A 23,640-nucleotide genomic window follows, 5' to 3' on the forward strand; every position below is an offset into this window, starting at 1 on the left:
TAGCGAATCATAAAACCGCCCATAGCTTGTGAGAGATCTCTTACAAAGGTTGTGAGATAACACGAATACATCGCTAGAGAGATTGAGGTGCATATGATTAAGTGGTTGATTTTTTGTTGTTTTATATAATTAACAACTTTTGTGAATTCAAAGTGTGATGCAAATCTATTGTCCCAAATCGTAAATCGCGTAAATTAAACCTTGTCGGAAGGATTCTGACACGGAACAGGAAAGCACCAAGGATTTGGTTATCTTCAGGATGAAGATTTGGTTACTTAGGATTGAGTAGTCAAGCATGGAGCGTAAGGACATTGTAGGGATACAGTCAGTTAACAGGAAGTTAGCTGCAACGGAATGACAATGGACACCTTTAGGATTTAAAGGGTTGGATTAGCATCAGGACGATGTAAAGGACACCGCTCACGGAACAAGTGATGTGCGCTAACTAGGATTGTTAGCTTTCAGGATGATTGGACACCGCTAGGACGGCGAAGTAAAGGAAAGAGCTGAAGGATTACAGCCACTATTATGGATGATGCATGGAGCATTTATTAGTAGCCGGACTGCTGCGAGTAAGACCCTAGCCCTGACACTTCGGTGTCGGGGCTTTTCTTTATTTGAGACTTTTCTTCTCTCTAGGGGGCTCTTTAATTCAGGAGCTTTTATCTAAGATCGCGACATCTGCTTTTCTGCTAATGGTCAACACAAGGAGTGTTTTATGACGATAGCAACCTCAAGAACGCTGTTGGTACCTTATACCGAACAGCTACAACACGACTTTATCAAGTTGAATTGCTGCCCCGTTAATCGTTCTGAAATGAATGGGCCGCACTCTATTGCCTCTGCGAAGTTCTTATTTCAAGAGATACTGCAAGACAACGTCGGCTTCTGCCGCGCTATCATCCACAACCAAACCCGTGAATATCTTGGACATGTCTTTATTTCATCACAAGAGGGTAGGCATGAGCTTGGCTTTATTTTGGATAAAGAGCATTGGAATCGCGGCTTTGCTAGTGAGGTGCTAAAACCATTTTTAAGTTTGGTGTGTTTTGAAGAGCGCCTAACGAATGTTGTTGCGACTGTGAATGTCGGCCACAACCCATCGATTAAGTTATTAGAAAAACTAGGGTTTGAATTTAAGGAAACCAAACAAGATTCGTTTGGCCCTTATCATGAATATAGCTATAACGCGCACTGCGACGTTACATTCTATGAGGCTGTAGCTCAAACCGCATAGAGCGGAAGCCGACCATGGTCAGTTTTCCTTGGTATAGGTCATCACCTAATGCCGAAAATTCAAAATGGTACACAGTATGCCAGCGCCAAATGGTCGTGAGTTCATGGCGCATCTTAAGTTTATGACCGTTGAAGGCAACGCTTAATAGCTGCAAGTCGAGCTCTTTACACTTTCTCGCAATGGCAGCTTTCGCAAGCTCGGATTGCCTGCGCTGCTGCCAAAACAGAAAGCAAAAGAAGCACAGCATCAAAATAGCCACTAAGTTATCTATCATTTAGTCCATACTTCCTTTTATCTTTCTATTCCAATTGTGTTTTGAGCTCGTTGTTACGAGCTACTGAGCTGTTCTGTCTAGTTTTTATTGCGACTTAGCCGCTTGTTGTAACTCAATCAATGCGTTTGCGAGTTCTGGTGATGGGTTCGAATTCAACAACGGCAAAAATACCATTCTTAGTGTCGGAATCATCACTAAATCTGCAAATAACTGATTGAACAGGTTTTGGTTGCCTGTTTGTGCGAGGCGCAACAAGAATTGCTCGGCAATCGCTGGATCTTGTAGTGCGTGCCAGCTGCGACCCGCTAAACCAATTAACACCTCTTGGTGGCTAAAGCGTGGACTAGCGAGAACTTGGTTAATGATGTTATTCGCGATCCTTTGTTCTGCACCGGAAAGGGCACGAACCAAAGCTGACAGTAAGAACAGATCCGGCTCTTGACTGTTAATCTCATTGTCTGCCATTTCTTGTAAGCGTTGAGCGAGCTTATCATTGATTTGCGTGTGCTCAAGCGCCCCTAGTGTTGCGTATAGCGGCTCTGATGGCAGTTTATTCAATGCCTTGCGAATAGCGACACCGTTTTGCTGACTGCCTAAGCGAGCACACATATCGGTGATGCCTTGAAGACCAACGGTTTTCCAGTTGTCCCAACCTAGGTCGCCAGTGAAGTAGTGTTGAGCGTGTTCGTAATATTGGCTCGTCGCTAGGTCTAACCCTGCTCTTACTTGGCTATGAAATACGGCCATTTTGTCTTCTGAAGGCTTGAAGGTATATGGGTTGTTAGACAGCTTTTGTTGTTGTTCTTCGCTGATATCACCGTTCAAACGTGTGCCCATCGCTTCGATAACAAACTTAAGAAAATTACCCACATCCCCTTGATGCAGTAAGCCTCTTTCATCGAGTTTGAATTTTAGGAACCAGATCCAAGGTTGCTTGTGTTCGTTCCAGTAGCTAATCGCTAAGTGAGCTTGTTTCTGAAGTGGAAACGGGTATGGCTGTTTCCCCTGCTCAACATCAGAGAATAGGGTGTTGTCGATTTTCTGGATACGACGACCTAGGTCGTAGATGTCGTATTGGCAACCGCTATTCTTTAGTAACTGAGTGAGCGTGTGAATGGTTTCCATAGTAATAAAGCTCCTAACTTTCTTTCCTAAATAGATGGTACTCTATGCCCCAATTTCAAGGTCACTAGATAAATAACTTGGTGAAAAATGACAGCTGCCACAAAGTTACCTCCTTTACTTCAACAATTAGAACAACAAATGCGCCAATGTTCGCTATGGAGTGATGTTTCGCCTTCGGATGAAGCTTTGGCGAGCGTTGAGCCTTTTGCGATTGACTCGCTACAGCCAGAAGAGTGGTTGCAGTGGATCTTTATCGTAAAGATCAACGCAATGATGGATGCCCAAATGAGCCTACCGAAAGGCTTTGCGATTCATCCTTATTTTGGTGAAGTGTGGAAAAATGAGGCAGACAAAGCTGAACTGCTAGTGACGATTCAGAGCATTGATGAGGTATGCGCGTAATGTTAGAGATCATTTATCAAGATGAGTATTTTGTCGCGGTGAATAAGCCTGCGGGTATGCTAGTGCATCGCTCATGGTTGGATAAACACGAGACTCAGTTTGTGATGCAGACTCTGCGCGACCAAATTGGTCAGCACGTATTTCCTCTGCATCGCTTAGACCGTCCAACGTCTGGCGTATTGGTGTTTGCTCTGTCGAGTGAAGTTGCCTCTGAGGTGATGCCGATGTTCGCCAACCACGAGATGCAAAAAACCTATCATGCGATTGTGCGTGGTTGGATAGAAGAGGGCGATACGCTCGATTATGCGCTTAAGGTTGAGCTGGATAAGATCGCCGATAAGTTCGCGAAAGAAGATAAAGAACCACAAGAAGCCGTCACTGTTTACGAGCCGTTAGCGAAAGTCGAAGTGCCGTATTCAACAGGCCGTTTTCCTACCAGTCGTTATTGCTTAGTTGAGATGATGCCAAAGACAGGACGTAAACATCAGCTGCGTCGTCACATGGCTCATCTAAGACACCCAATCGTGGGCGATACTTCACATGGTGATGGTAAGCATAACCGACTGTTCCGTGATGATTTAGACTCACACCGTCTGTTGCTGCATGCTTCTGAATTGCGCTTCATTCATCCTTTCACTAAAGAAGAATTGGTGATGAAGGCGAACTTAGATGAAACGTGGTTAAGGTTGTTTGAAACTTTTGAGTGGGATGCCAACTTAATCGATGCTCAAATTTGCTTGTCGAAGTAAGTCATGCGTGTTTAAGCAATCGCGAGTCTAAGTGAATAGAGAAAATAGAATAAAAAAACAAAGGGCTGATAGTGATATCAGCCCTTTTTGATGTCTGTGCGACCTTAACGGCATAACTAATGTAGGTTAGTTACTAGTTATTAGTTAATCGCTAACAGTTAATCGCGGGATCATTTAAGTTTTTCTAGATCGGCTTCGATCTCTGCGATCTTGCTTGATACCACTTTTTCTAGATGGCGTAAGTCAGTAAGGATCTTCTGCTTCACATCCACCTCAGCCGTTGGCGTCGGTTTGGTGATTTTGTTGAGTTCATCAATCACAAGAGTGAGGTTGCGGTTAATCTCGGTCACTTCTTTGTATTGATTATTGCCGCCGCTAACAAGCACACTTTTTACTTGTCGTGGGTACTTAAACTTAACGCTTTTCGCGAACAGTTCACCTTTCTGCTTACGAAAGTAAATCTTCAGGATATCTTTGTGCGCTTCTTGGCGAAGGGAGTAACGTTCAATCTGTTTAGGTTCGTGGATACCTAAGCCAGTGAGGTTTGGATACATAAGCGACCTCTAGGTTATGAATGTAATACTTTTATGTAATTGACTTGATCAATGTAGCAGCCTAACGACGAGCTAGATAGTTGATATCTGTGAATTGATTGTAAGTTGTGGACAAGATCGCTCTCTATCTTTGCCCACACTTATTTGGCTATTAAAGCAGCTCCAAGAGCTAAACTTGTTTCCTAGTCACAACTTACTTCTAGCTCTAAATTAGCTTTCTAAGGTGCGAGTTCTGAAACGTGTTCGGTTAATCTTTCTCTTAAGGCTTGTTCTTGTTCTTCAGACAACCTTCCTCCCGCGTCACTGGTCAGAATAAACAAATCTTCTGCACGTTCGCCGATGGTGGTAATTTTAGCGCCGTGCAAATTGATGTCTAACTCAGCAAAGGTTGCGCCGACTTGAGCCAACAACCCCGGTGTATCAAGAGCTCTCAACTCCATCAAAGTGCGCTTCTTGCTCTTAGTTGGTAGGAACTCAACCCGAGTTTTTACCTTGAAATGCTGCAAGTTTCGAGGCGTGCGACGTGTCTTAATCTTAGTTGGACGGCCAGCAGCTAGAACATGAGTTAGATGTTTCGCAACGGCTTTGTGTCTTGCTTCATCAATCGCTTCACCATGCTGATCAAGTACGATAAAGGTATCCAAAACGTGACCATCTTTACTGACCATGACCTGTGCGTCGTGAACGTTAAAGTTACGTCTGTCGAGCTCGGCAACAACGGTTGCGAAAAGTGCCGCTTGGTCTTTACAGTATACGAATACCTCTGTACCACCTCGTGTTGCTTTTTTGCTGATAAGTACTAAAGGTTGGCTCGGATCTTCTAAGCGAAGTAGGTGCTCACAGTGCCAAGCAATTTGAGTGTGTGTATGACGCAAAAAATAGTCAGCTTTAAAACGCTGCCACAACACTTCAATTTCACGAGCGGAGAAACCTTCTTTACGCAGCAGTGCAGATGCCATTTGTTGATTGTGACGAATACGGTCTCTGACATCGACTGGGTTTTCCAAGCCGCGACGTAGTGCTCGCTGCGTAGAATGGAACAGTTCTGCGAGTAGGGTACGTTTCCAGCTGTTCCACAGCTCTGGATTGGTTGCACAGATATCAGCGACAGTTAAGCAAACCAGCAGCTCAAGTGACTCTTCATCGCGAACTTTTTTGGCGAATTCGGTAATCACATCCGGATCGTAGATATCACGGCGCTGAGCGGTCACTGACATTAACAGGTGGTTTTGTACTAGCCACGCAACTTGTTTGGCTTCAGGCTTCGATAGCCCATGCTCAATACAGAAAGAGTAAGCTTCAACAGCACCGATCTCGGAGTGGTCTCCACCACGGCCTTTTCCGATGTCGTGGAAGATTGCGGCGAGGATCAGGAGTTCTTTTTTCTGAACTCGAGGGTACACTTCACAACAAATTGGGTGTTTGTCGTGGTTCTCTACTTGGCTAAAGCGGTTGATGTGCTTGAGCAGGCGAATACTGTGTTCATCCACGGTGTAAACGTGGAACAGATCAAACTGCATTTGGCCGACAATTTGGCTCCATTGCGGTAAGTACGCCGATAGCACGCCCAGTTTATGCATCAAGCTAAAAGCTTTGTGCAGTGCGTTGGGGTGGCGAACTAAATCCATGAACTTGTCACGAGCTTCAGGAATGGTATGCAGGAAGCGGTTCAATCGGCGACGGGCCGTTCGCAGTTGTCTTAATGTTGGTGGGCTTACCCCTTCGATGGAAGAGTCATTGGCGATATGGATAAACATATCGAGAATTGTTTCTGGTCGTGCTTGGAATAGGGCTGGCTTACGCGCTTCGATTAATGAACCTCGACGTTGGAAGTCATTGTCGAGAATCTCGGCTTCTTTTGTTTGACCACCGTTAATGATTGCTTGGTCAAACAGCTTAAGCAGCATTTTGTTGAGCTCTGCGACACGACGAAGTGTTCGGTAGAACTCCTTCATCATCATTTCTACGCCGCGATTGCCCTCACCAGTGTAACCAAGGTGTTCGGCTACTTGAGCCTGATGCGCAAAGGTAAGACGATTGTCGTAGCGGCGTAGTTCGATATGCAATGCAAAGCGAACGCGCCATAAGAAGTCTTGGCACTCCACGAGTTCACGATATTCAGCATCGGTAAGAAAGCCATACTTGCTCATTTCTAACAAAGAAGTCGCACCGAAGTGGCGACGTGCTACCCAACTCAGAGTGTGGATGTCTCTGAGCCCGCCCGGAGTTGATTTGATATCCGGCTCTAGATTGTAAGTCGTGTCGTGATAACGAGCGTGACGCTCTCTCTGTTCTTGAATCTTCGCCTTGTAGAAGGTCTCACTTGGCCAAAATAAATCGGAATGAATCTTTAGCTTTAACTCTTGAAAGGTGTCTTCGCTTCCGCATAGTAAACGTGACTCTTGTAAGTTGGTCGCAACGGTTAAATCGTCACTACCAATCTCAATACATTCAGCAATGGTACGGACTGCGTGGCCGACTTCTAGCTTCAAATCCCACAATAGGGTGATGAATTGACTGACTTTCTCACCTAGTGCTGGTGGCAGAGTTTTTTGCGAGACGATGAGAATATCAATATCAGATAAAGGGTGTAGTTCACCACGGCCATAGCCGCCTACTGCGACCAACGCAATATGAGGCAGTTTGCTAAATCCGAAATGCTCCCATAAACGGTTGAGAAGCAAATCCATGTATTCGGATCGCAGCAGAACCAAATCGGTAACTGGATGATGATTTAGAAATTCACTCTTTTGATACTGCGTGAATATTTCGAGCTGATTTTTTAATTCGCAGATTTCAAGTTGTTCGTCATTGAACGTAATAGGGCATTGATAAGGCATAGTCTGCTATCCGTGCAAGCAAATGAGAATAGTAAACAATTTAACAGAAGCTGATGCAAAATCGAAATTGAGCGGATAAAAAAATATCCTCGGCAATGCGAGGATATTTTCAAAAGTCTGAGGTGTTCAGTTTATTGAACTAAGCGTTCTTCATGATACGTGGAATCGTATCATCACTGCGTAGTGTTAGTACTTCACAACCAGTATCAGTAACAACTAAAGTGTGTTCCCACTGAGCCGAGTTCTTGCTGTCAGCTGTGTACACTGTCCAGCTATCTTCGTCATCTAGACGGCAACCAAATTTACCAGCATTAATCATTGGCTCGATTGTGAAACACATGCCTGCTTTTAGCTCTGTGCGATCGCTGTTTTTGTAGTGAACGACTTGTGGATCTTCGTGGAACTCAGAACCAATGCCGTGACCACAGTAATCTTTTACAATAGAGAACTTAGCGCGTGGGTTGTTCTTGTTGTTTGTCTTGATGTACTTCTCGATAGCAGTACCAACTTGGCCAAGTTGAACGCCTGGTTTAACCTGACGCATGCCTTCATAAAGTGCTTCTTGAGCAACCATGCATAGACGTTTGTTTGCTGGTGAAACTTCACCCACAAGGAACATTTTAGATGTGTCACCATGGTAACCCTGCGGACGAGTGCTTAGGTCTGCATTTTCGTCATCAGGAACAATCACAGTGATATCAACGTTTAGAATATCGCCATCTTTCAATACTGCAGGTTTGAATTGACCAGTGCTACCAGTCTCATCTTGTGATGCTGGAATACCATGACACACGATGTGGTTGATAGACGTACAGATAGACTTAGGGAAACCGTGGTAATCAAGTGGTGCTGAGTATGCGCCTCTCTCTAGAGCGTACTCGTGACAGATTTGGTTAAGCTCTTCTGTCGTTGTACCCACTTGGATGTGAGGTTCAATCATCTCTAAAATTTCAGAAGCCAGCTTGCCGGCGACGCGCATTTTTTCAATTTCTTCAGCAGTTTTAATTTTTACAGCCATTGCATATCTCTTAATTTGGTAGCACCTAAGTGTGCATATTGGGGCTATTCTATCAGTGCAGCATTTTAGCGCAACATTCCCATATCCATACAATGCTGGTGGATACTAATTAAATTAAGCCGATATTGCTCTGTAAGACGATGCTGAATCGATTTGATTAGGCCGCGATTTATCGGTGAAATCCGCTAATAGGCTACAGTATAGCAGTCGCCATTTTTGGATTTTTTTCTAGCCATAGATAGACAAGATATGGTATAAAGCGCGCCGGACATCAGGACTGTTTTCTCCAATTGGCGAAACAAGCTTTGTGTCCACTAACTTATTTCTTTAAATCACACACATTCCGACACATGTTCCGGGGTGCCTCAACAACACAGATAACGGCTGAAAAGTGGTTAGTTGTTAGGGGTCGGATTCATGGGGGATGTGGAGGCCTAACCCCATAGAGGATTTTAAAATGGCAACTGTATCAATGCGCGATATGCTTAAAGCTGGTGTTCACTTCGGTCACCAAACTCGTTACTGGAACCCAAAAATGAAGCCATTCATCTTTGGTGCTCGTAACAAAGTACATATCATCAACCTAGAAAAAACTGTACCAATGTTCAACGACGCTCTAGCTGAAATCGCTAAAGTTGGCGAGAAGAAAGGTAAAGTTCTTTTTGTTGGTACTAAGCGCGCTGCATCTGAAGCTGTTAAAGAAGCTGCTATCAACAGCAACCAGTTCTACGTTAACAACCGCTGGTTAGGCGGTATGCTAACGAACTACAAAACTGTTCGTCAGTCTATCAAGCGTCTGAAAGAACTTGAAGCGCAAGCTCAAGACGGTACTTTCGACAAGCTTACTAAGAAAGAAGCTCTAATGCGCACTCGTGAAATGGAGAAGCTAGAGAAGTCTCTTGGTGGTATCAAGAACATGGGCGGCCTTCCAGACGCTCTATTCGTTATCGATGCTGATCACGAACACATCGCAGTTAAAGAAGCAAACAACCTAGGTATCCCAGTTTACGCTGTAGTTGATACTAACTCTAACCCAGACGGTGTTGACTTCGTTATCCCTGGTAACGATGATGCAATCCGTGCAGTACAGCTTTACCTAAACGCTGCTGCAGACGCGGTTAAAGAAGGTCGTAACAAAGATGTTGCTGCTGTAGCTGCTGAAAAAGACGGTTTTGTAGAAGCTGAATAATAGCGGCTCTGAGCCATATTTAGTTCATATTAAGCGGTCATAATCGATGGCTTAAGAACTGAATACAGTCAATATCAGGGGCCAATTAATTAGGCCCCTGTTTTTTATCTTTTTTAGAATTTACTGAGGAATAGAGAATGGCAACTGTAACTGCAGCTCTAGTTAAAGAACTTCGTGAACGCACAGCTGCGGGCATGATGGAATGTAAAAAAGCGCTTGTTGCTGCTGAAGGCGACATCGAGCTAGCAATTGAAAATATGCGTAAATCTGGCGCAGCGAAAGCAGCTAAAAAAGCTGGTAACGTTGCTGCTGAAGGCGCAATCATCATTAAAGAAGAAGCTGGCGTTGCTGCTCTTCTTGAAGTGAACTGCCAAACTGATTTCGTAGCTAAAGATGCAGGTTTCCTTGCATTCGCTAACGAAGTTGCTGAAGTTGCTCTAGCTGAACGTCTAGACATCGTTGCACTTCAAGCTAAGTTTGAAGACGCACGTATCGCTCTAGTAACTAAGATCGGTGAGAACATCAGCATCCGTCGTGTTGAGCTTGTTGAAGGTGTTGCACTAGCTTCTTACCGTCACGGCGAGAAAATCGGTGTTGTTGTTGCTGGTGAAGGCGAAGCTGAAACGCTTAAGCACATCGCTATGCACGTTGCTGCTTCTAAGCCTGAGTACGTTAACCCATCTGACGTACCTGCTGACGTAGTAGAAAAAGAAAAAGCTGTTCAAGTTGAAATCGCTATGAACGAAGGCAAACCACAAGAGATCGCTGAGAAAATGGTTATCGGCCGTATGAAGAAATTCACGGGCGAAGTATCTCTTACTGGTCAAGCTTTCATCATGGAACCTAAGAAAACTGTTGCTGACATTCTTAAAGAGAAAGGCGCATCAGTTACTACCTTCGTTCGTTTAGAAGTTGGTGAAGGTATCGAGAAAGCAGCTGAAATGAGCTTCGCAGACGAAGTCGCAGCGGTACAAAAAGGTTAATCCTTAGCGTATTGTTTGAAAAGAGACCGTGGCAAATGCTGCGGTCTTTTTATGAATAATGAATTATTTCCGGCTTTTAGCTGTTATGAATGCAAACTGAGCTCTTCAGTTTTTATCCATGACTGTTAATCATCAACTCTTTGGAAGGTAAGCTCCATGACTACGAACCCTAAACCAGCGTATCAACGTATTCTGTTAAAACTTAGCGGTGAAGCGCTACAAGGCGAAGAAGGTTTTGGTATTGACCCAACGATCCTTGATCGTATGGCTCAAGAAGTAAAAGAATTAGTTGAACTAGGCGTTCAAGTTGGTGTTGTTATCGGTGGTGGTAACCTTTTCCGTGGCGCAGGCCTAGCAGAAGCGGGTATGAACCGTGTTGTTGGTGACCATATGGGGATGCTTGCAACGGTAATGAACGGCCTTGCTATGCGTGACGCACTACACCGTGCTTACGTAAACGCACGTGTAATGTCAGCAATTCCTCTTAAAGGTGTATGTGACGACTACAATTGGGCAGATGCAATCAGCCAACTACGTCAAGGTCGTGTTGTGATCTTCTCTGCAGGTACTGGTAACCCATTCTTTACTACAGACTCTGCTGCATGTTTACGCGGTATCGAAATCGAAGCTGACGTAGTTCTAAAAGCAACAAAAGTAGATGGTGTATTTACTGCTGACCCAGTAGCAAACCCAGACGCAGAGTTGTATGATACGTTGTCTTACAACACAATTCTTGAGAAAGAATTGAAAGTAATGGACTTGGCCGCATTTACGCTAGCACGTGACCACAAAATGCCAATCCGTGTATTTAACATGAATAAGCCAGGCGCACTACGTCGCGTGGTTATGGGTGAAACTGAAGGTACATTAATCAGCGACGCTGACTAATTTTTCGGGCTTACTGAAGTATAATGCTTCGGTAAGCTTATCCTTATCACTCCAAATAAAAAGCTTTCTTGAAGAAAGAACATAATCAAGGTGAAATTGTGATTAACGAAATCAAAAAAGACGCTCAAGAGCGCATGGTAAAAAGTGTTGATGCACTAAAAAACAGCCTACAAAAAATCCGTACAGGCCGTGCTCACCCGAGCCTACTTTCTGGTCTTACTGTTGAGTACTACGGTGCACCAACACCTTTGACTCAAGTAGCTAACGTTATTGCTGAAGACGCACGTACACTAGCAATTACAGTGTTTGATAAAACACTGACTCCTCTTGTTGAAAAAGCAATCATGACTTCTGACCTAGGCTTAAACCCTATGTCTGCAGGTACGGTTATTCGCGTTCCACTTCCACCGCTTACGGAAGAGCGTCGTAAAGACCTAGTTAAAATCGTTCGTGGCGAAGCTGAAGGTGGCCGTGTTGCTATTCGTAACATCCGTCGTGACGCGAATGGCGATCTAAAAGCGCTTCTTAAAGACAAAGAAATTTCAGAAGACGAAGATCGTAAAGCACAAGACGAAATTCAAAAGCTAACTGACGCTGCGGTTAAGAACGTAGACGAAGTTCTAGCAGTTAAAGAAAAAGAGTTGATGGAAGTTTAATTTTCCATATTCTTTTCTTTCAGGAAAAACGCTGTACTCACGGTGCAGCGTTTTTTTATGCTATTCTGTTCGACTATTAGAATTTGATTCACTCTTTTATGCATAATTCTCAAGCGTTCACAGACTCTCTTCCTAAACACATTGCTATCATTATGGATGGTAATGGTCGCTGGGCAAAAGCTCAGGGTAAGCCTCGTGTCTTTGGTCATAAAAATGGCGTTCAAGCTGTTCGAAAAACCATATCTTCAGCAGCCAGACTTGGCATTAAAGCCGTAACTCTTTTTGCTTTTAGTAGTGAAAATTGGCGTCGTCCTGAAGAAGAAGTGGGTCTCTTGATGGAACTGTTTATTTCAGTGCTATCGAGTGAAGTAAAAAAGCTTCATAAAAATAATCTACAACTTCGTGTTATTGGTGATAAAAGTCGTTTTAATGAGCGACTACAAAAGAAAATAGAAGAAGCGGAAGCTTTGACTAGCACCAATACGGGTATGGTTATTAATATTGCGGCTAACTACGGCGGTAAGTGGGATATCCAGCAAGCGATGACTTCGATTGCTCAACAGGTTAAGTCTGGCGATATTAATGTAGAAGACATTGATGAAGCTATGATTACACAACACCTGACGATGGCAGATATTCCAGAAGTCGATCTACTTATCCGCACCAGTGGCGAGTGCCGCATTAGTAACTTTATGCTTTGGCAATTAGCTTACGCCGAAATGTATTTCACTGAACAATTCTGGCCAGACTTTAATGAAGACAGCTTAGTAGAAGCTGTGACTTGGTTTGTAAACCGCGAGCGTCGTTTTGGATGCACCGGTGAGCAAATTAAAGCTCTGATGGACAGTTAATAAGGATTTTTTTGGTTTGAAACAACGAATTATTACGGCGTTGATTTTAGCTCCCCTAGTTATTCTAGGTATTTTCGAGTTATCACTTCCCACGTTTATTCTTTCACTAGCAGTAATCTCGCTATTGGGTTTTTGGGAGTGGACTCAGTTTGTTGAAAGCAAATCACGTTATTTAGCGTTGATTCCAACAGTTGTGGTAAGTGCTGCAAGTTTTGCTTTTATACCTTTTGATGCATTTAGCCTTAATAACTTATCGGGTGCTCACTACGCCATTCTAACGATTGGTTCAATTTGGTGGGTAATCGCGAGTGGTATGGCAGTGACTTATCCTAAGTCTATGCCAGCATGGAAAGACTCATCAATTCTTCGTCACGCATTTGGCGTGCTGACTTTGCTACCATTCTTCTGGAGTGTGGTTATCCTGCGTGCTAACGGTATCGATGTTGATCCTTACCACGGCGCAAAATTGGTGATGTTCGTTTGCTTGCTTGTTTGGGCTGCGGACAGTGGTGCTTACTTTTCAGGAAAGAGCTTTGGCAAGCGCAAAATGGCCCCTGCGGTGAGTCCTAATAAAACGATTGAAGGTCTTATTGGTGGCATCATTACAGCAGTGATCGTGGCCTGGATCTTTGCTGACTTGTTTGATATCCAATTCACAAGCCCTCTCCACATGATTGTTATTACTCTTGTGACCGTCGTTATTTCTGTTCTTGGTGATCTTGTTGAAAGCATGTTTAAACGTGTTTCTGGGGTGAAAGACAGCAGTAATCTGATTCCTGGTCATGGTGGTATACTTGATAGAATAGATAGCTTAACGGCTGCGTTCCCTGTCTTTGCTCTGCTTTATTTAGCATTCTAATAAAAAAGGGCAGTGATTCTGCCCTTTATTACATTTCTACGGTCATATGTGATGCGAAATCTAACTATCCTTGGCGCTACCGGCTCAATTGGTGCAAGTACACTAAAAGTCGTTGAACAAAACCCAGAACTCTATTCGGTTGTAGCAATGGCTGCAGGCTCGAATGTTGAAAAGATGCTGGCGTTAGTTGAAAAGTGGCAACCAAGCTATGTTGCTATGGCTTGCCCTGATGCAGCATCTAAGCTGACTGAAGTGTTGTCTACAAATTACCCAAACATCAAAGTTCTTTCTGGTTCTGAAGGCATGTGTCAGGTCGCTTCTCTAGATGAAGTGGACACGGTAATGGCTGCTATTGTGGGTGCGGCAGGTTTGCTTCCTACGATGTCAGCAGTTAAAGCGGGCAAGCGTATCTTACTTGCTAATAAAGAAGCCTTAGTGATGTCAGGGCAGTTGTTCATCGACGCAGTCGAAAAATATGGCGCTGAGCTACTTCCTGTCGATAGTGAACACAATGCTATCTTTCAATGCTTACCGCAAAATGTACAAACCAATCTAGGTCGTTGTAATCTGGAAGAGAACGGTATCAACCATATTCTCTTGACGGGTTCTGGCGGCCCTTTCCGCTATACCGATGTCGCAGAGCTTGAATCCGTTACTCCTGAGCGTGCTATTGCACACCCTAACTGGTCAATGGGCCCTAAAATCTCTGTCGATTCAGCAACTATGATGAATAAAGGCTTAGAGTACATTGAGGCGAAATGGCTATTTAATGCCTCTCAAGAGCAACTCAAAGTTATTATCCACCCTCAGTCTGTGATTCATTCTATGGTTCAGTACAAGGATGGCTCGGTGCTCGCTCAAATGGGCGAACCCGATATGGCAACGCCAATCGCTTTGACGATGTCTTATCCTGAACGCACAGAAGCGGGTGTTAAGCCTCTGGATTTCACCAAAGTGGGCGAGCTTACCTTCTTAGAGCCCGATTTAACTCGTTACCCATGTTTGAGATTAGCCATTGAGGCGTGCTATTTGGGTCAGCATGCAACAACAGCGATTAATGCGGCAAACGAAATTGCAGTCGATGCTTTCTTGAACAATCAAGTAAAGTTTACCGATATTGCTATCATTAACGAGTATGTTATGAACAAAGTATGTGAACAACATAACTCTGAGGGCTTAGATAGCTTGGAAAGCCTTCTTGAGCTCGATAATATGTCTCGTCAAATAGCCATTCAATTTATAAAAGAGCAGCTAGCATGAGTGGAATTCTGTGGAACTTCGCATCCTTTATTGTAGCGCTTGGTATTCTGGTCGCTGTTCATGAATTTGGACACTTCTGGGTTGCTCGTCGCTGCGGTGTGAAAGTAGAAAAATTCTCGATTGGTTTTGGTAAATCGATCTGGAGTAAAGTTGGCCGCGATGGAACGGAATATAGCTTGTCAGTCATTCCATTGGGTGGCTACGTTAAGATGCTTGATGGTCGTGTTGATGACCTTTCTGAAGACGAACAGCAATACGCTTTTGATAAGAAACCGTTGTGGAAACGAACGGCGATTGTGGGGGCAGGTCCAGCATTCAACTTTATCTTTGCCGTGTTCGCATATTGGCTGGTATTTTTGATTGGCGTGCCTGCGGTTAAACCGGTGATCGGTGAGGTCACCCCGCAATCTATTGTTGCACAAGCCGGAATTGAAACTGGAATGGAACTTAAATCTATTTCAGGAATCAAAACCGCAGATTGGGAATCAGTAAACTTGGGTTTGATATCACATATTGGTGATGAGTCCATGACTGTAACGGTTTCTTCTCAAGACGACATCGGCTTTGAACAACAGATAACATTGGATATTTCTGACTGGTCGTTCAACCCAGAAACTGAGTCAGCAATGACAACGCTTGGTTTTAGACCCTATTCTCCAGAGATATCGACAGTGCTCGCTCAAGTTATTGATGACGGTGCTGCCTATTCTGCAGGGCTAGAATCTGGCGATAAAATTGTCGAAATTAATGGTCAGCCTATTGAACAGTGGAAGTCGGTTGTTGAATTAATCCGTTCACACCCAATGATGCCCTTGGACCTTGTCGTATTACGAAATGGTGTTGAGCGGTCATTGGTTATGACGCCGAATAGTCGCGAATTTTCTGATGGTTCTACAATCGGCTATGCGGGTATTGCTCCCGAAGTCGCAGAATGGCCAGAAGATTATCGCTTTGAGTTACAATTTGGTGTAATTGAGTCTGTAGGAAAAGCATTTGATAAAACAGGTCAAATCATAGGTTTGACACTGACAATGCTTAAGAAGCTTATCGTTGGTGATGTTGGCTTAAATAACTTGAGTGGCCCAATTTCAATTGCTAAAGGCGCAGGGGCAACCGCCGATTACGGTTTGGTTTACTTCTTAGGTTTTTTAGCTCTGATTAGTGTTAACTTGGGTATTATTAATTTAGTTCCGCTGCCTATGCTTGATGGCGGACATTTGCTCTTTTTCGCTATTGAGGCCGTTACTCGTAAACCTGTACCTGAAAAAGTTCAAGAAATGGGATACAGAGTGGGAGGCGCAATCCTCTTCTCTTTGATGGCTCTGGCAATATTTAATGATTTTACTCGTCTGTGAATAGTTTCTCACAGGCATTGGTAGTAGCAAGGAATAATTAGAATAAGTATGGCGATTAAGCAAATTCTGTTCGCAAGTCTATTGGCCACTAGTGTGGCTGCGAACGGAGCACAAAACTTTGTAGTTCAAGATATCAAGATCGAAGGTTTACAGCGTGTTGCACTTGGTGCAGCTCTACTGAAAATGCCAGTACGTATTGGCGATGAAGTGGATGACGGCGATGTGTCTGAGATCATTCGTGCACTGTATGCTTCAGGCAACTTTGAGGACGTTAAAGTTCTTCGCGATGATGATGTTTTAGTTGTTCAAGTCAAAGAACGACCGACCATCGCAAGTATCTCATTCTCAGGTAACAAGGCGATCAAAGAAGAACAACTTCAGCAGAACCTAGATGCATCTGGTGTTCGTGAAGGTGAAGCCCTTGACCGTACTACACTGAGTAACATTGAGAAGGGCCTTGAAGATTTCTACTACAGTGTTGGTAAATACAACGCGACAGTAAAAGCCGTAGTGACGCCTCTGCCTCGTAACCGTTCTGACCTTAAGTTTGTGTTTACTGAGGGCGTGTCCGCTAAGATTCAGCAAATTAACTTTATCGGTAACGAAGTTTTCTCTGACGCTGATCTACTTAGTCGTTTCAACTTGAACGTTGATGTTGCATGGTGGAATTTCCTTGCGGATGAAAAATACCAGAAGCAAGTACTGGCTGGTGATATCGAAGCGTTGAAATCTTACTACCTTGACCGTGGTTACCTTAAATTTAAGGTGGATTCGACTCAGGTTGCGATCTCTCCTGATAAGAAAGGTGTTTACATCACGCTAGGCCTAGATGAAGGCGAAGCTTATACCGTTAAAGATGTCTCTTTCCGTGGTGAGCTTATCGGCCGCGAGGCTGACTTCGAAGCGTTAGTGCCATTCGAAGATGGCGATACATATAACGGTTCTTCTGTAACGTCTTTAGAAGAGGGCGTGAAACGAATTCTAGGCGAAGCTGGCTATGCGTACCCACAAGTTCGTACGATTCCTGAATTTGACGATGAGACCAAAGAAGTGTCGTTGGTTATCAATGTAGAAGCGGGCAGCCGTATCTACGTTCGTGATATTCGATTCACGGGTAACAACTCAACGAAAGATGAAGTACTGCGTCGTGAAATGCGTCAAATGGAAGGCAGCTGGCTGAACTCCAAGTCGATTGATACAGGTAAGAACCGTCTTAACCGTTTAGGCTTTTTTGAAACGGTCGATGTGCAAACGGTACGTGTTCCTGGCAGTGAAGACCAAGTGGATCTGGTTTACAACGTTAAGGAAGCGAACTCGGGTAGCGTCAACTTCGGTGTTGGCTACGGTACTGAATCGGGTGTCAGCTTCCAGGTTGGTTTACAGCAAGATAACTTTGCAGGTTCTGGTAACCGTGTTGGCGTAAGCGCCATGATGAACGATTACCAAAAGAATGTGAGCTTAGACTACCGCGACCCATACTGGAACCTTGATGGTGTGAGTATGGGAGGGAAAATCTTCTACAACGAATTTGAAGCCTCTGAAGCGGGTATTGTCGATTATACCAACCAAAGTTATGGTACGAGCTTAACATGGGGTTTCCCTATGGATGAGCTGAACCGTCTCGAGTTTGGTTTTGGTTATACGCACAACAAAATCGGTAACGTTCCTACCTATATTCAAGTTGAACAGTTTGCGAGAAGTATTGACCAATACGGTGATGAGCATATCTTAACCGATGACTTCGATATCAATATCTCTTGGACGCGCAACAACCTTAACCGTGGCTTCTTCCCTACTGAAGGTAACCACCAACGTGCTTTCGCGAAAATAACCGTACCAGGCTCGGATGCGAAATACTTCAAAGCGCAATACGATGTAAAACATTACATTCCGTTGACTAAAAAGCATGAGTTCACACTATTGATGCGTGGTCGATTAGGCTATGGTAACGGTTATGGTCAAACGGATGGTAATGATAACTTGTTCCCATTCTACGAAAACTACTACGCGGGTGGTTTTACAACACTACGTGGTTTTGGTTCTAACTCAGCTGGTCCAAAAGCTGTTTACGGAAATAGCACGGGCAACAACCCGACGTACAATTCTGCAACCGATGATTCGGTTGGTGGTAATGCGGTTGCTTTGGCTAGCGTAGAGTTAATCGTACCAACACCGTTTGCTTCTGATGAAGCGCGCAGTCAGATTCGAACTAGCGTGTTCTTCGATATGGCAAGTGTATGGGATACCGAATTCGTAGACCGTGGCGCACCGAATAGCGGTCAACAGTACTACTACGATTACTCTGACCCAACAAATTACCGTTCATCTTATGGTGCCGCTCTTCAGTGGATGTCACCGATGGGACCATTGGTTTTCTCTCTAGCGAAACCAATCAAAATCTACGAAGGTGATGACGAAGAATTCTTCACATTCACCATTGGTAGAACTTTCTAATCTTTAAAGGACAATATTTTGAAAAATATGATTAAAGCAGCAGGTTTAGGCCTTGTAGTTCTTAGCTCTTCTTTCTTTGCAACAGCGGCTGAAGCTGCGCAAAAAGTGGGCTATGTAAATACTGCACAAGTATTCCAGGCTCTACCTCAGCGTGAAGTTGTTCTTCAAAAAATGCAGGAAGAGTTCAAAGATAAAGCTGCTGAGCTTCAAAGTATCCAAGCTGAAGCTAAGACTAAGATTGAAAAGCTTAAGCGTGATGGTGAGCTATTAGGGCCTGATGAAGTAGAGAAACTTCGTATTGAAGTCGGCCAACTAGATAGCAAATACAAAATCAAAGCTCAAGCACTAGAAAAAGCAAGCCAACGTCGTGAAGCACAAGAGAAGCAGAAGCTATTCAAAGTAATTCAAGATGCTGTAACTAAAGTTGCAGAGAAAGAAGGCTACGACATGATCGTTGATATTCAAGCTCTGCAGTACGGCAAGCCAGAATACAACATCTCTGAAAAAGTAATTAAATCACTGAAATAAGTTTTATGAAGAATCTGACCTTAGCCGAATTGGCAACGATTACCGGTGGAGAGCTACACGGAGACGGTACAGTTACCGTTTCAGCAGTCGCTCCTATGGATAAAGCGCAAGAAGGAAATATTACGTTCCTTTCGAACGTGAAGTACAGCAAGCACCTTGGTGACTGTAAAGCATCCGCTATTATGGTTAAAGAGAGCGAGCGTGAACTGTGTAAGACCAACATTATTGTGGTCAGCGACCCTTATGTTGCTTTTGCTAAGGTTGCTCAAGCGCTTGATTCCACGCCAGCGCCAGCTACGGGTATTGCTGATTCTGCTTCAATTTCAGGCGACGCGACCATTGGACAAAATGTGTCTATTGGTGCCAATGCTGTGATTGAAACTGGCGTAGTGCTTGGTGATGACGTCGTTATCGGTGCTGGTTGCTTTATTGGTCAAAATGCAAAAATTGGCGCAGGTACTAAGCTTTGGGCTAACGTAAGTGTTTACCATGAAGTGGTGATTGGCGAAGCATGTTTGATTCAATCTAGTACAGTGATTGGATCCGATGGTTTTGGTTATGCGAATGAGAAAGGCGAGTGGGTTAAGATCCCGCAAGTCGGTTCAGTTCGTGTTGGTAACCGCGTAGAAATCGGCGCGTGTACTACCGTTGACCGTGGCGCATTAGATGACACTATTATTGAAGATAACGTTATCTTAGATAACCAACTTCAGATAGCTCATAATGTTCACATCGGATATGGTTCTGCTATTGCAGGTGGTACTATCATCGCCGGCAGCACAACGATAGGTAAGTACTGTATTATTGGTGGCGGTTGTGTGATTAATGGTCATATAGAAATCGTTGACGGCGTTACAATCACCGGTATGGGGATGGTAATGCGCAGTATCACTGAAAAAGGCATGTACTCTTCAGGTATTCCTTTGCAGCCAAATAAAGATTGGCGTAAAACAGCAACGCGAGTTCATCGTATTGATGAAATGAACAAGCGTTTGAAAACCGTTGAAAAACTTATCGAGAACAGCGCGGAATCATAATTCCAGCATTTCTAATAAAAGGCTCGCGTACAGCGAGTCTTTTTCGTTTATAATCCTTCTCATTAAATAAAGAATATACATAGGAATACGACTTTGACTACTGAACAGACAACGATGAACATTACTGAAATTCAGGAACTATTACCTCATCGCTACCCATTCTTAATGGTTGATCGTGTGACTAGCTTTGAAAAAGAAAAGACACTGACTGCGATTAAGAATGTTTCTGTTAACGAACCTCAGTTCACAGGCCACTTCCCACAACTTCCTGTATTCCCAGGTGTGTTGATCTTAGAAGCAATGGCGCAAGCAACAGGTCTTCTAGCATTTAAATCTTTTGGTGCTCCTTCTGGTAATGAGCTTTACTACTTTGCTAGCGTAGATAAAGCGAAGTTCCGCAAGCCAGTAGTGCCTGGTGACCAATTGGTTATCGAAGTTGAGTTCTTAAAAGAACGTCGTGGCATTGCATCGTTCAACGGTGTAGCGAAAGTTGACGGCGTAGTTGTATGTTCAGCTGAACTTAAATGTGCTCGTAGAGAGTTTTAATATGATTCATGAAACAGCGAAAATTCACCCGGCAGCAGTAATCGAAGGTGATGTAACTATCGGTGCTAACGTGACGGTTGGTCCTTTCACTTACATTGCTGGTAACGTGACAATTGGTGACGACACTGAAGTGATGTCGCATGTTGTGATCAAAGGTCACACGACAATTGGTAAGCAAAACCGAATCTTCCCACACGCAGTGATTGGAGAAGAAAACCAAGATAAGAAATACGGTGGTGAAGACACGACTGTTGTGATCGGTGACCGTAATGTGATTCGTGAAGCAGTTCAGATCCACCGTGGTACAACTCAAGACAAAGCGACCACTGTGATTGGTGACGACAACTTACTTTGTGTAAATGCTCACGTAGCGCATGATGTAATCGTTGGAAACCACACTCACATTGGTAACAACGCTATCCTTGGCGGTCACGTGACGGTTGGCGATTATGCTGGTGTTATGGCGCTTTCTGCTATTCACCCATTTTGTTCAATTGGTGCTTACGCTTACATTGGCGGCTGTTCTGCGGTTGTTCAAGATGTACTGCCGTACGTGCTTGCACAGGGTAATCATGCCGCTCCATTCGGCCTCAACCTAGTGGGCTTGAAGCGTAACGGATTTGAGAAACCAGAAATTCGAGCATTACAGAAAGCGTACAAAGAGTTATACCGTTCAGGCAAAACACTTGAAGAAGCGAAAGCCGCTTTAGTTGAAATGGCGAAAGAGTTTGCTTCGGTAACTCCTATGTTAGAAATGCTAGAGAGCTCTGAGCGCGGTATTATTCGTTAATACTTGATGTGGTTATGTACCAATCAATATGAGTATGACAATAGTTACCTCGTTAGATTGGTATAACAAAAAGATCGCTACTCGTTAGGCGATCTTTTTTGTTTTAGGCAAGAAGGGAATTAGAAAACTATGGCACAGCAAGAAGCAGCAACCAATAGCTTGGACTTTGTTTCGAATGAACCTCTGCGTGTAGGTATCGTTGTCGGAGAACTCTCTGGTGACACGCTTGGCGAAGGCTTTATTAAAGCGATCAAATCACAATATCCGAATGCTGAATTCGTGGGTATTGGCGGACCAAAAATGAAGGCGCTTGGTTGTGAGTCTCTTTTCGAAATGGAAGAGCTTGCCGTGATGGGGCTTGTAGAAGTGCTTGGTCGTTTACCTCGCTTGCTAAAAGTGAAAGCGGAGCTAGTTAAGTACTTTACTCAAAACCCGCCAGATGTCTTCGTCGGTATTGATGCGCCAGACTTTAATCTAAGACTTGAATTAGATCTTAAGAACGCGGGCATTAAGACTGTTCATTATGTCAGCCCTTCAGTCTGGGCATGGCGTCCAAAGCGTATCTTTAAAATCGACAAAGCAACCGATTTGGTACTGGCTTTCTTACCATTCGAAAAAGCGTTTTATGATAAATATAACGTTGCTTGTGAATTCGTTGGCCACACGTTGGCTGATACCATTCCACTGGAGCCGAATAAGAAAGAGGCTCGCGATCTTTTAGGTTTAGATCAAGATAAGACGTGGTTAGCGGTATTGCCAGGTAGCCGTGGTGGTGAAATGAGTTTGATTGCTCAACCATTTATCGAAACTTGTCAGCGCATTAAGCAAAAGTACTCTGATATCAATTTTGTTGTTGCATTGGTTAATGAACAGCGCAAGAAACAGTTTACAGAGATCTGGCAATCGACGGCACCTGAACTTGATTTTACCTTGGTAGAAGATACGGCTACCAATGTGATTACTGCTGCTGATTCTGTTTTGTTAGCTTCTGGTACTGTTGCTCTTGAGTGTATGTTGCTGAAACGCCCAATGGTCGTTGGCTACAAGGTCAACAAGCTCACTGGCTATATCGTTAAGAAATTGTCGATCACAGAATTTGTCTCGTTACCGAATATCCTAGCGGGTGAAGAAATCGTAAAAGAACACATTCTTGAGGAGTGTCACCCAGATTACCTTTTCCCATCGGTCGATAAGATGCTTTCAACTGACAACGCGCCACTTATTGAACGCTTTACTGAAATGCATCACTGGATTCGTAAAGATGCTGATAAACAGGCAGCTAACGCAGTTCTGAAATTGATCGGTCGAGAGTGTGTTGAATCATAAAGTGCTTCTTTCAAAAGCATTTGCTTAAAAGTTACAAAGAGAATTGTCATGGCAGTAAAAGAGAAAAAAGAATTTCCTCCTTTTGAGTATCCTCAAGGCTACCAGTTATTCGCTGGTGTTGATGAAGTGGGGCGTGGGCCGTTAGTTGGTGATGTAGTTACCGCCGCGGTTATCCTCGATCCGAGTAACCCAATCGAAGGCTTGAACGATTCCAAAAAACTGTCTGAGAAAAAGCGCCTTGCTCTGCTTCCTGAAATTAAAGAGAAAGCCTTGGCATGGTCTGTGGGTCGTTGTTCCCCACAAGAAATTGATGAGTTGAATATCTTACAAGCGACTATGGTAGCTATGCAGCGTGCTATTGCCGGGCTGAGTGTTCAACCTGATATGGCGCTAATAGATGGAAACCGAGTCCCTGAGCTACCGATGGCCGGTCTGGCTATTGTGAAAGGGGATTTACGGGTGGCTGAAATCAGCGCAGCGTCTATCATCGCTAAAGTGGTTCGTGACCAAGAGATGGAAGAACTTGATAAGCTTCATCCAGAGTTTGGTTTTGCTAAACATAAAGGTTACCCGACAAAAGCGCATTTTGAAGCGATTGAAAAACATGGCGTAACCGAGCATTACCGTAAAAGCTTTAAGCCAGTAAAACGTATTCTTGGCATAGATTAGAGCTTTACGTAAACTAGAGCTTAGCATCGAATAAAGTTGCTTAGTGGCGC

23 protein-coding genes are annotated in these 23,640 nt (G+C 43.9%); 18 read left to right on the forward strand and 5 right to left on the reverse strand.

What is annotated here, in order from left to right:
* Window positions 1-718: 718 nt before the first annotated feature.
* Window positions 719-1,237 carry a GNAT family N-acetyltransferase gene (locus ACED60_RS04175; protein ID WP_371726993.1) on the forward strand — a complete coding sequence of 173 codons (519 nt, stop codon included), beginning with the start codon at window positions 719-721 and terminating at the stop codon, window positions 1,235-1,237.
* Here the strand turns inward: ACED60_RS04175 and ACED60_RS04180 are convergent.
* Entirely contained in the window at window positions 1,203-1,511 is a 309-nt protein-coding gene (locus ACED60_RS04180; RefSeq protein WP_009847426.1) for a DUF3301 domain-containing protein, read from the reverse strand. The two genes, ACED60_RS04175 and ACED60_RS04180, sit on opposite strands and share 35 nt — an antisense overlap.
* An 84-nt stretch (window positions 1,512-1,595) precedes the next feature.
* Complete coding sequence (locus ACED60_RS04185) at window positions 1,596-2,636, reverse strand: DUF3549 family protein (RefSeq protein WP_371726994.1); 1,041 nt, start codon at window positions 2,634-2,636, stop codon at window positions 1,596-1,598.
* Between the two features lie 87 nt (window positions 2,637-2,723).
* Here ACED60_RS04185 and ACED60_RS04190 point away from each other — a divergent pair, with 87 nt between their 5' ends.
* Together ACED60_RS04190 and truC are read left to right on the forward strand one after the other, a co-directional pair.
* Window positions 2,724-3,038: a YqcC family protein gene (locus ACED60_RS04190; protein ID WP_371726995.1), complete on the forward strand. Its 315-nt coding sequence runs from the start codon at window positions 2,724-2,726 to the stop codon at window positions 3,036-3,038.
* Window positions 3,038-3,787 carry a tRNA pseudouridine(65) synthase TruC gene (gene truC / locus ACED60_RS04195; protein WP_269335657.1) on the forward strand — a complete coding sequence of 250 codons (750 nt, stop codon included), beginning with the start codon at window positions 3,038-3,040 and terminating at the stop codon, window positions 3,785-3,787. The genes ACED60_RS04190 and truC overlap by 1 nt, the downstream gene beginning before the upstream one ends.
* A gap of 170 nt (window positions 3,788-3,957) precedes the next feature.
* Here the strand turns inward: truC and ACED60_RS04200 are convergent, their stop codons facing one another.
* The 3 genes from ACED60_RS04200 to map form a co-directional block, all read right to left on the reverse strand.
* Window positions 3,958-4,341: a DUF3461 family protein gene (locus ACED60_RS04200; RefSeq protein WP_004734354.1), complete on the reverse strand. Its 384-nt coding sequence runs from the start codon at window positions 4,339-4,341 to the stop codon at window positions 3,958-3,960.
* 218 nt (window positions 4,342-4,559) lie between these two features.
* Window positions 4,560-7,181, reverse strand: a complete 2,622-nt coding sequence (gene glnD, locus ACED60_RS04205) for a bifunctional uridylyltransferase/uridylyl-removing protein GlnD (RefSeq protein WP_371726996.1) — start codon at window positions 7,179-7,181, stop codon at window positions 4,560-4,562.
* Window positions 7,182-7,320: 139 nt separating this feature from the next.
* Entirely contained in the window at window positions 7,321-8,199 is an 879-nt protein-coding gene (map, locus tag ACED60_RS04210) for a type I methionyl aminopeptidase (protein WP_371726997.1), read from the reverse strand.
* 457 nt (window positions 8,200-8,656) lie between these two features.
* Here map and rpsB point away from each other — a divergent pair, with 457 nt between their 5' ends.
* The 15 genes from rpsB to rnhB all read left to right on the forward strand — a co-directional run bounded on the left by rpsB (window position 8,657) and on the right by rnhB (window position 23,590).
* Complete coding sequence (gene rpsB / locus ACED60_RS04215; protein WP_009847420.1) at window positions 8,657-9,388, forward strand: 30S ribosomal protein S2; 732 nt, start codon at window positions 8,657-8,659, stop codon at window positions 9,386-9,388.
* 137 nt (window positions 9,389-9,525) lie between these two features.
* Complete coding sequence (gene tsf, locus ACED60_RS04220; RefSeq protein WP_009847419.1) at window positions 9,526-10,371, forward strand: translation elongation factor Ts; 846 nt, start codon at window positions 9,526-9,528, stop codon at window positions 10,369-10,371.
* Window positions 10,372-10,527: 156 nt separating this feature from the next.
* Window positions 10,528-11,259: a UMP kinase gene (pyrH, locus tag ACED60_RS04225; protein ID WP_009847418.1), complete on the forward strand. Its 732-nt coding sequence runs from the start codon at window positions 10,528-10,530 to the stop codon at window positions 11,257-11,259.
* 98 nt (window positions 11,260-11,357) lie between these two features.
* Window positions 11,358-11,915 carry a ribosome recycling factor gene (gene frr / locus ACED60_RS04230; RefSeq protein WP_009847417.1) on the forward strand — a complete coding sequence of 186 codons (558 nt, stop codon included), beginning with the start codon at window positions 11,358-11,360 and terminating at the stop codon, window positions 11,913-11,915.
* Between the two features lie 98 nt (window positions 11,916-12,013).
* Window positions 12,014-12,766 carry an isoprenyl transferase gene (locus ACED60_RS04235; protein WP_009847415.1) on the forward strand — a complete coding sequence of 251 codons (753 nt, stop codon included), beginning with the start codon at window positions 12,014-12,016 and terminating at the stop codon, window positions 12,764-12,766.
* 16 nt (window positions 12,767-12,782) lie between these two features.
* Window positions 12,783-13,625, forward strand: a complete 843-nt coding sequence (locus tag ACED60_RS04240) for a phosphatidate cytidylyltransferase (protein WP_017096810.1) — start codon at window positions 12,783-12,785, stop codon at window positions 13,623-13,625.
* A 51-nt stretch (window positions 13,626-13,676) separates the two neighbouring features.
* A complete protein-coding gene (gene ispC / locus ACED60_RS04245; RefSeq protein WP_135382665.1) occupies window positions 13,677-14,885 on the forward strand; it encodes a 1-deoxy-D-xylulose-5-phosphate reductoisomerase in 1,209 nt (402 codons plus the stop codon).
* Window positions 14,882-16,240, forward strand: a complete 1,359-nt coding sequence (gene rseP, locus ACED60_RS04250) for a sigma E protease regulator RseP (RefSeq protein WP_017103660.1) — start codon at window positions 14,882-14,884, stop codon at window positions 16,238-16,240. The genes ispC and rseP overlap by 4 nt, the downstream gene beginning before the upstream one ends.
* Window positions 16,241-16,288: 48 nt before the next feature.
* A complete protein-coding gene (gene bamA, locus ACED60_RS04255; protein ID WP_017096813.1) occupies window positions 16,289-18,694 on the forward strand; it encodes an outer membrane protein assembly factor BamA in 2,406 nt (801 codons plus the stop codon).
* A 27-nt stretch (window positions 18,695-18,721) separates the two neighbouring features.
* The gene (locus tag ACED60_RS04260) at window positions 18,722-19,222 is read left to right on the forward strand and encodes an OmpH family outer membrane protein (RefSeq protein WP_009847410.1); all 501 of its coding nucleotides are present in this window, start codon (window positions 18,722-18,724) and stop codon (window positions 19,220-19,222) included.
* 5 nt (window positions 19,223-19,227) lie between these two features.
* Window positions 19,228-20,259 carry a UDP-3-O-(3-hydroxymyristoyl)glucosamine N-acyltransferase gene (gene lpxD, locus ACED60_RS04265; protein ID WP_017096814.1) on the forward strand — a complete coding sequence of 344 codons (1,032 nt, stop codon included), beginning with the start codon at window positions 19,228-19,230 and terminating at the stop codon, window positions 20,257-20,259.
* A gap of 93 nt (window positions 20,260-20,352) precedes the next feature.
* Window positions 20,353-20,805 (forward strand): 3-hydroxyacyl-ACP dehydratase FabZ, encoded by a 453-nt coding sequence (gene fabZ / locus ACED60_RS04270; RefSeq protein WP_009847408.1) that lies wholly within the window; start codon window positions 20,353-20,355, stop codon window positions 20,803-20,805.
* Window position 20,806: 1 nt separating this feature from the next.
* Complete coding sequence (lpxA, locus tag ACED60_RS04275) at window positions 20,807-21,595, forward strand: acyl-ACP--UDP-N-acetylglucosamine O-acyltransferase (RefSeq protein ID WP_009847407.1); 789 nt, start codon at window positions 20,807-20,809, stop codon at window positions 21,593-21,595.
* A 129-nt stretch (window positions 21,596-21,724) separates the two neighbouring features.
* A complete protein-coding gene (lpxB, locus tag ACED60_RS04280; RefSeq protein WP_371726998.1) occupies window positions 21,725-22,921 on the forward strand; it encodes a lipid-A-disaccharide synthase in 1,197 nt (398 codons plus the stop codon).
* 48 nt (window positions 22,922-22,969) lie between these two features.
* Window positions 22,970-23,590, forward strand: coding sequence for a ribonuclease HII (rnhB, locus tag ACED60_RS04285; protein WP_371726999.1), 621 nt, complete (start codon window positions 22,970-22,972; stop codon window positions 23,588-23,590).
* The last annotated feature ends 50 nt before the right edge of the window (window positions 23,591-23,640 follow it).

Origin of the sequence: Vibrio sp. 1F279 (genome assembly GCF_041439815.1) — a bacterium.
GTDB classification, from domain to species: domain Bacteria; phylum Pseudomonadota; class Gammaproteobacteria; order Enterobacterales; family Vibrionaceae; genus Vibrio; species Vibrio tasmaniensis_A.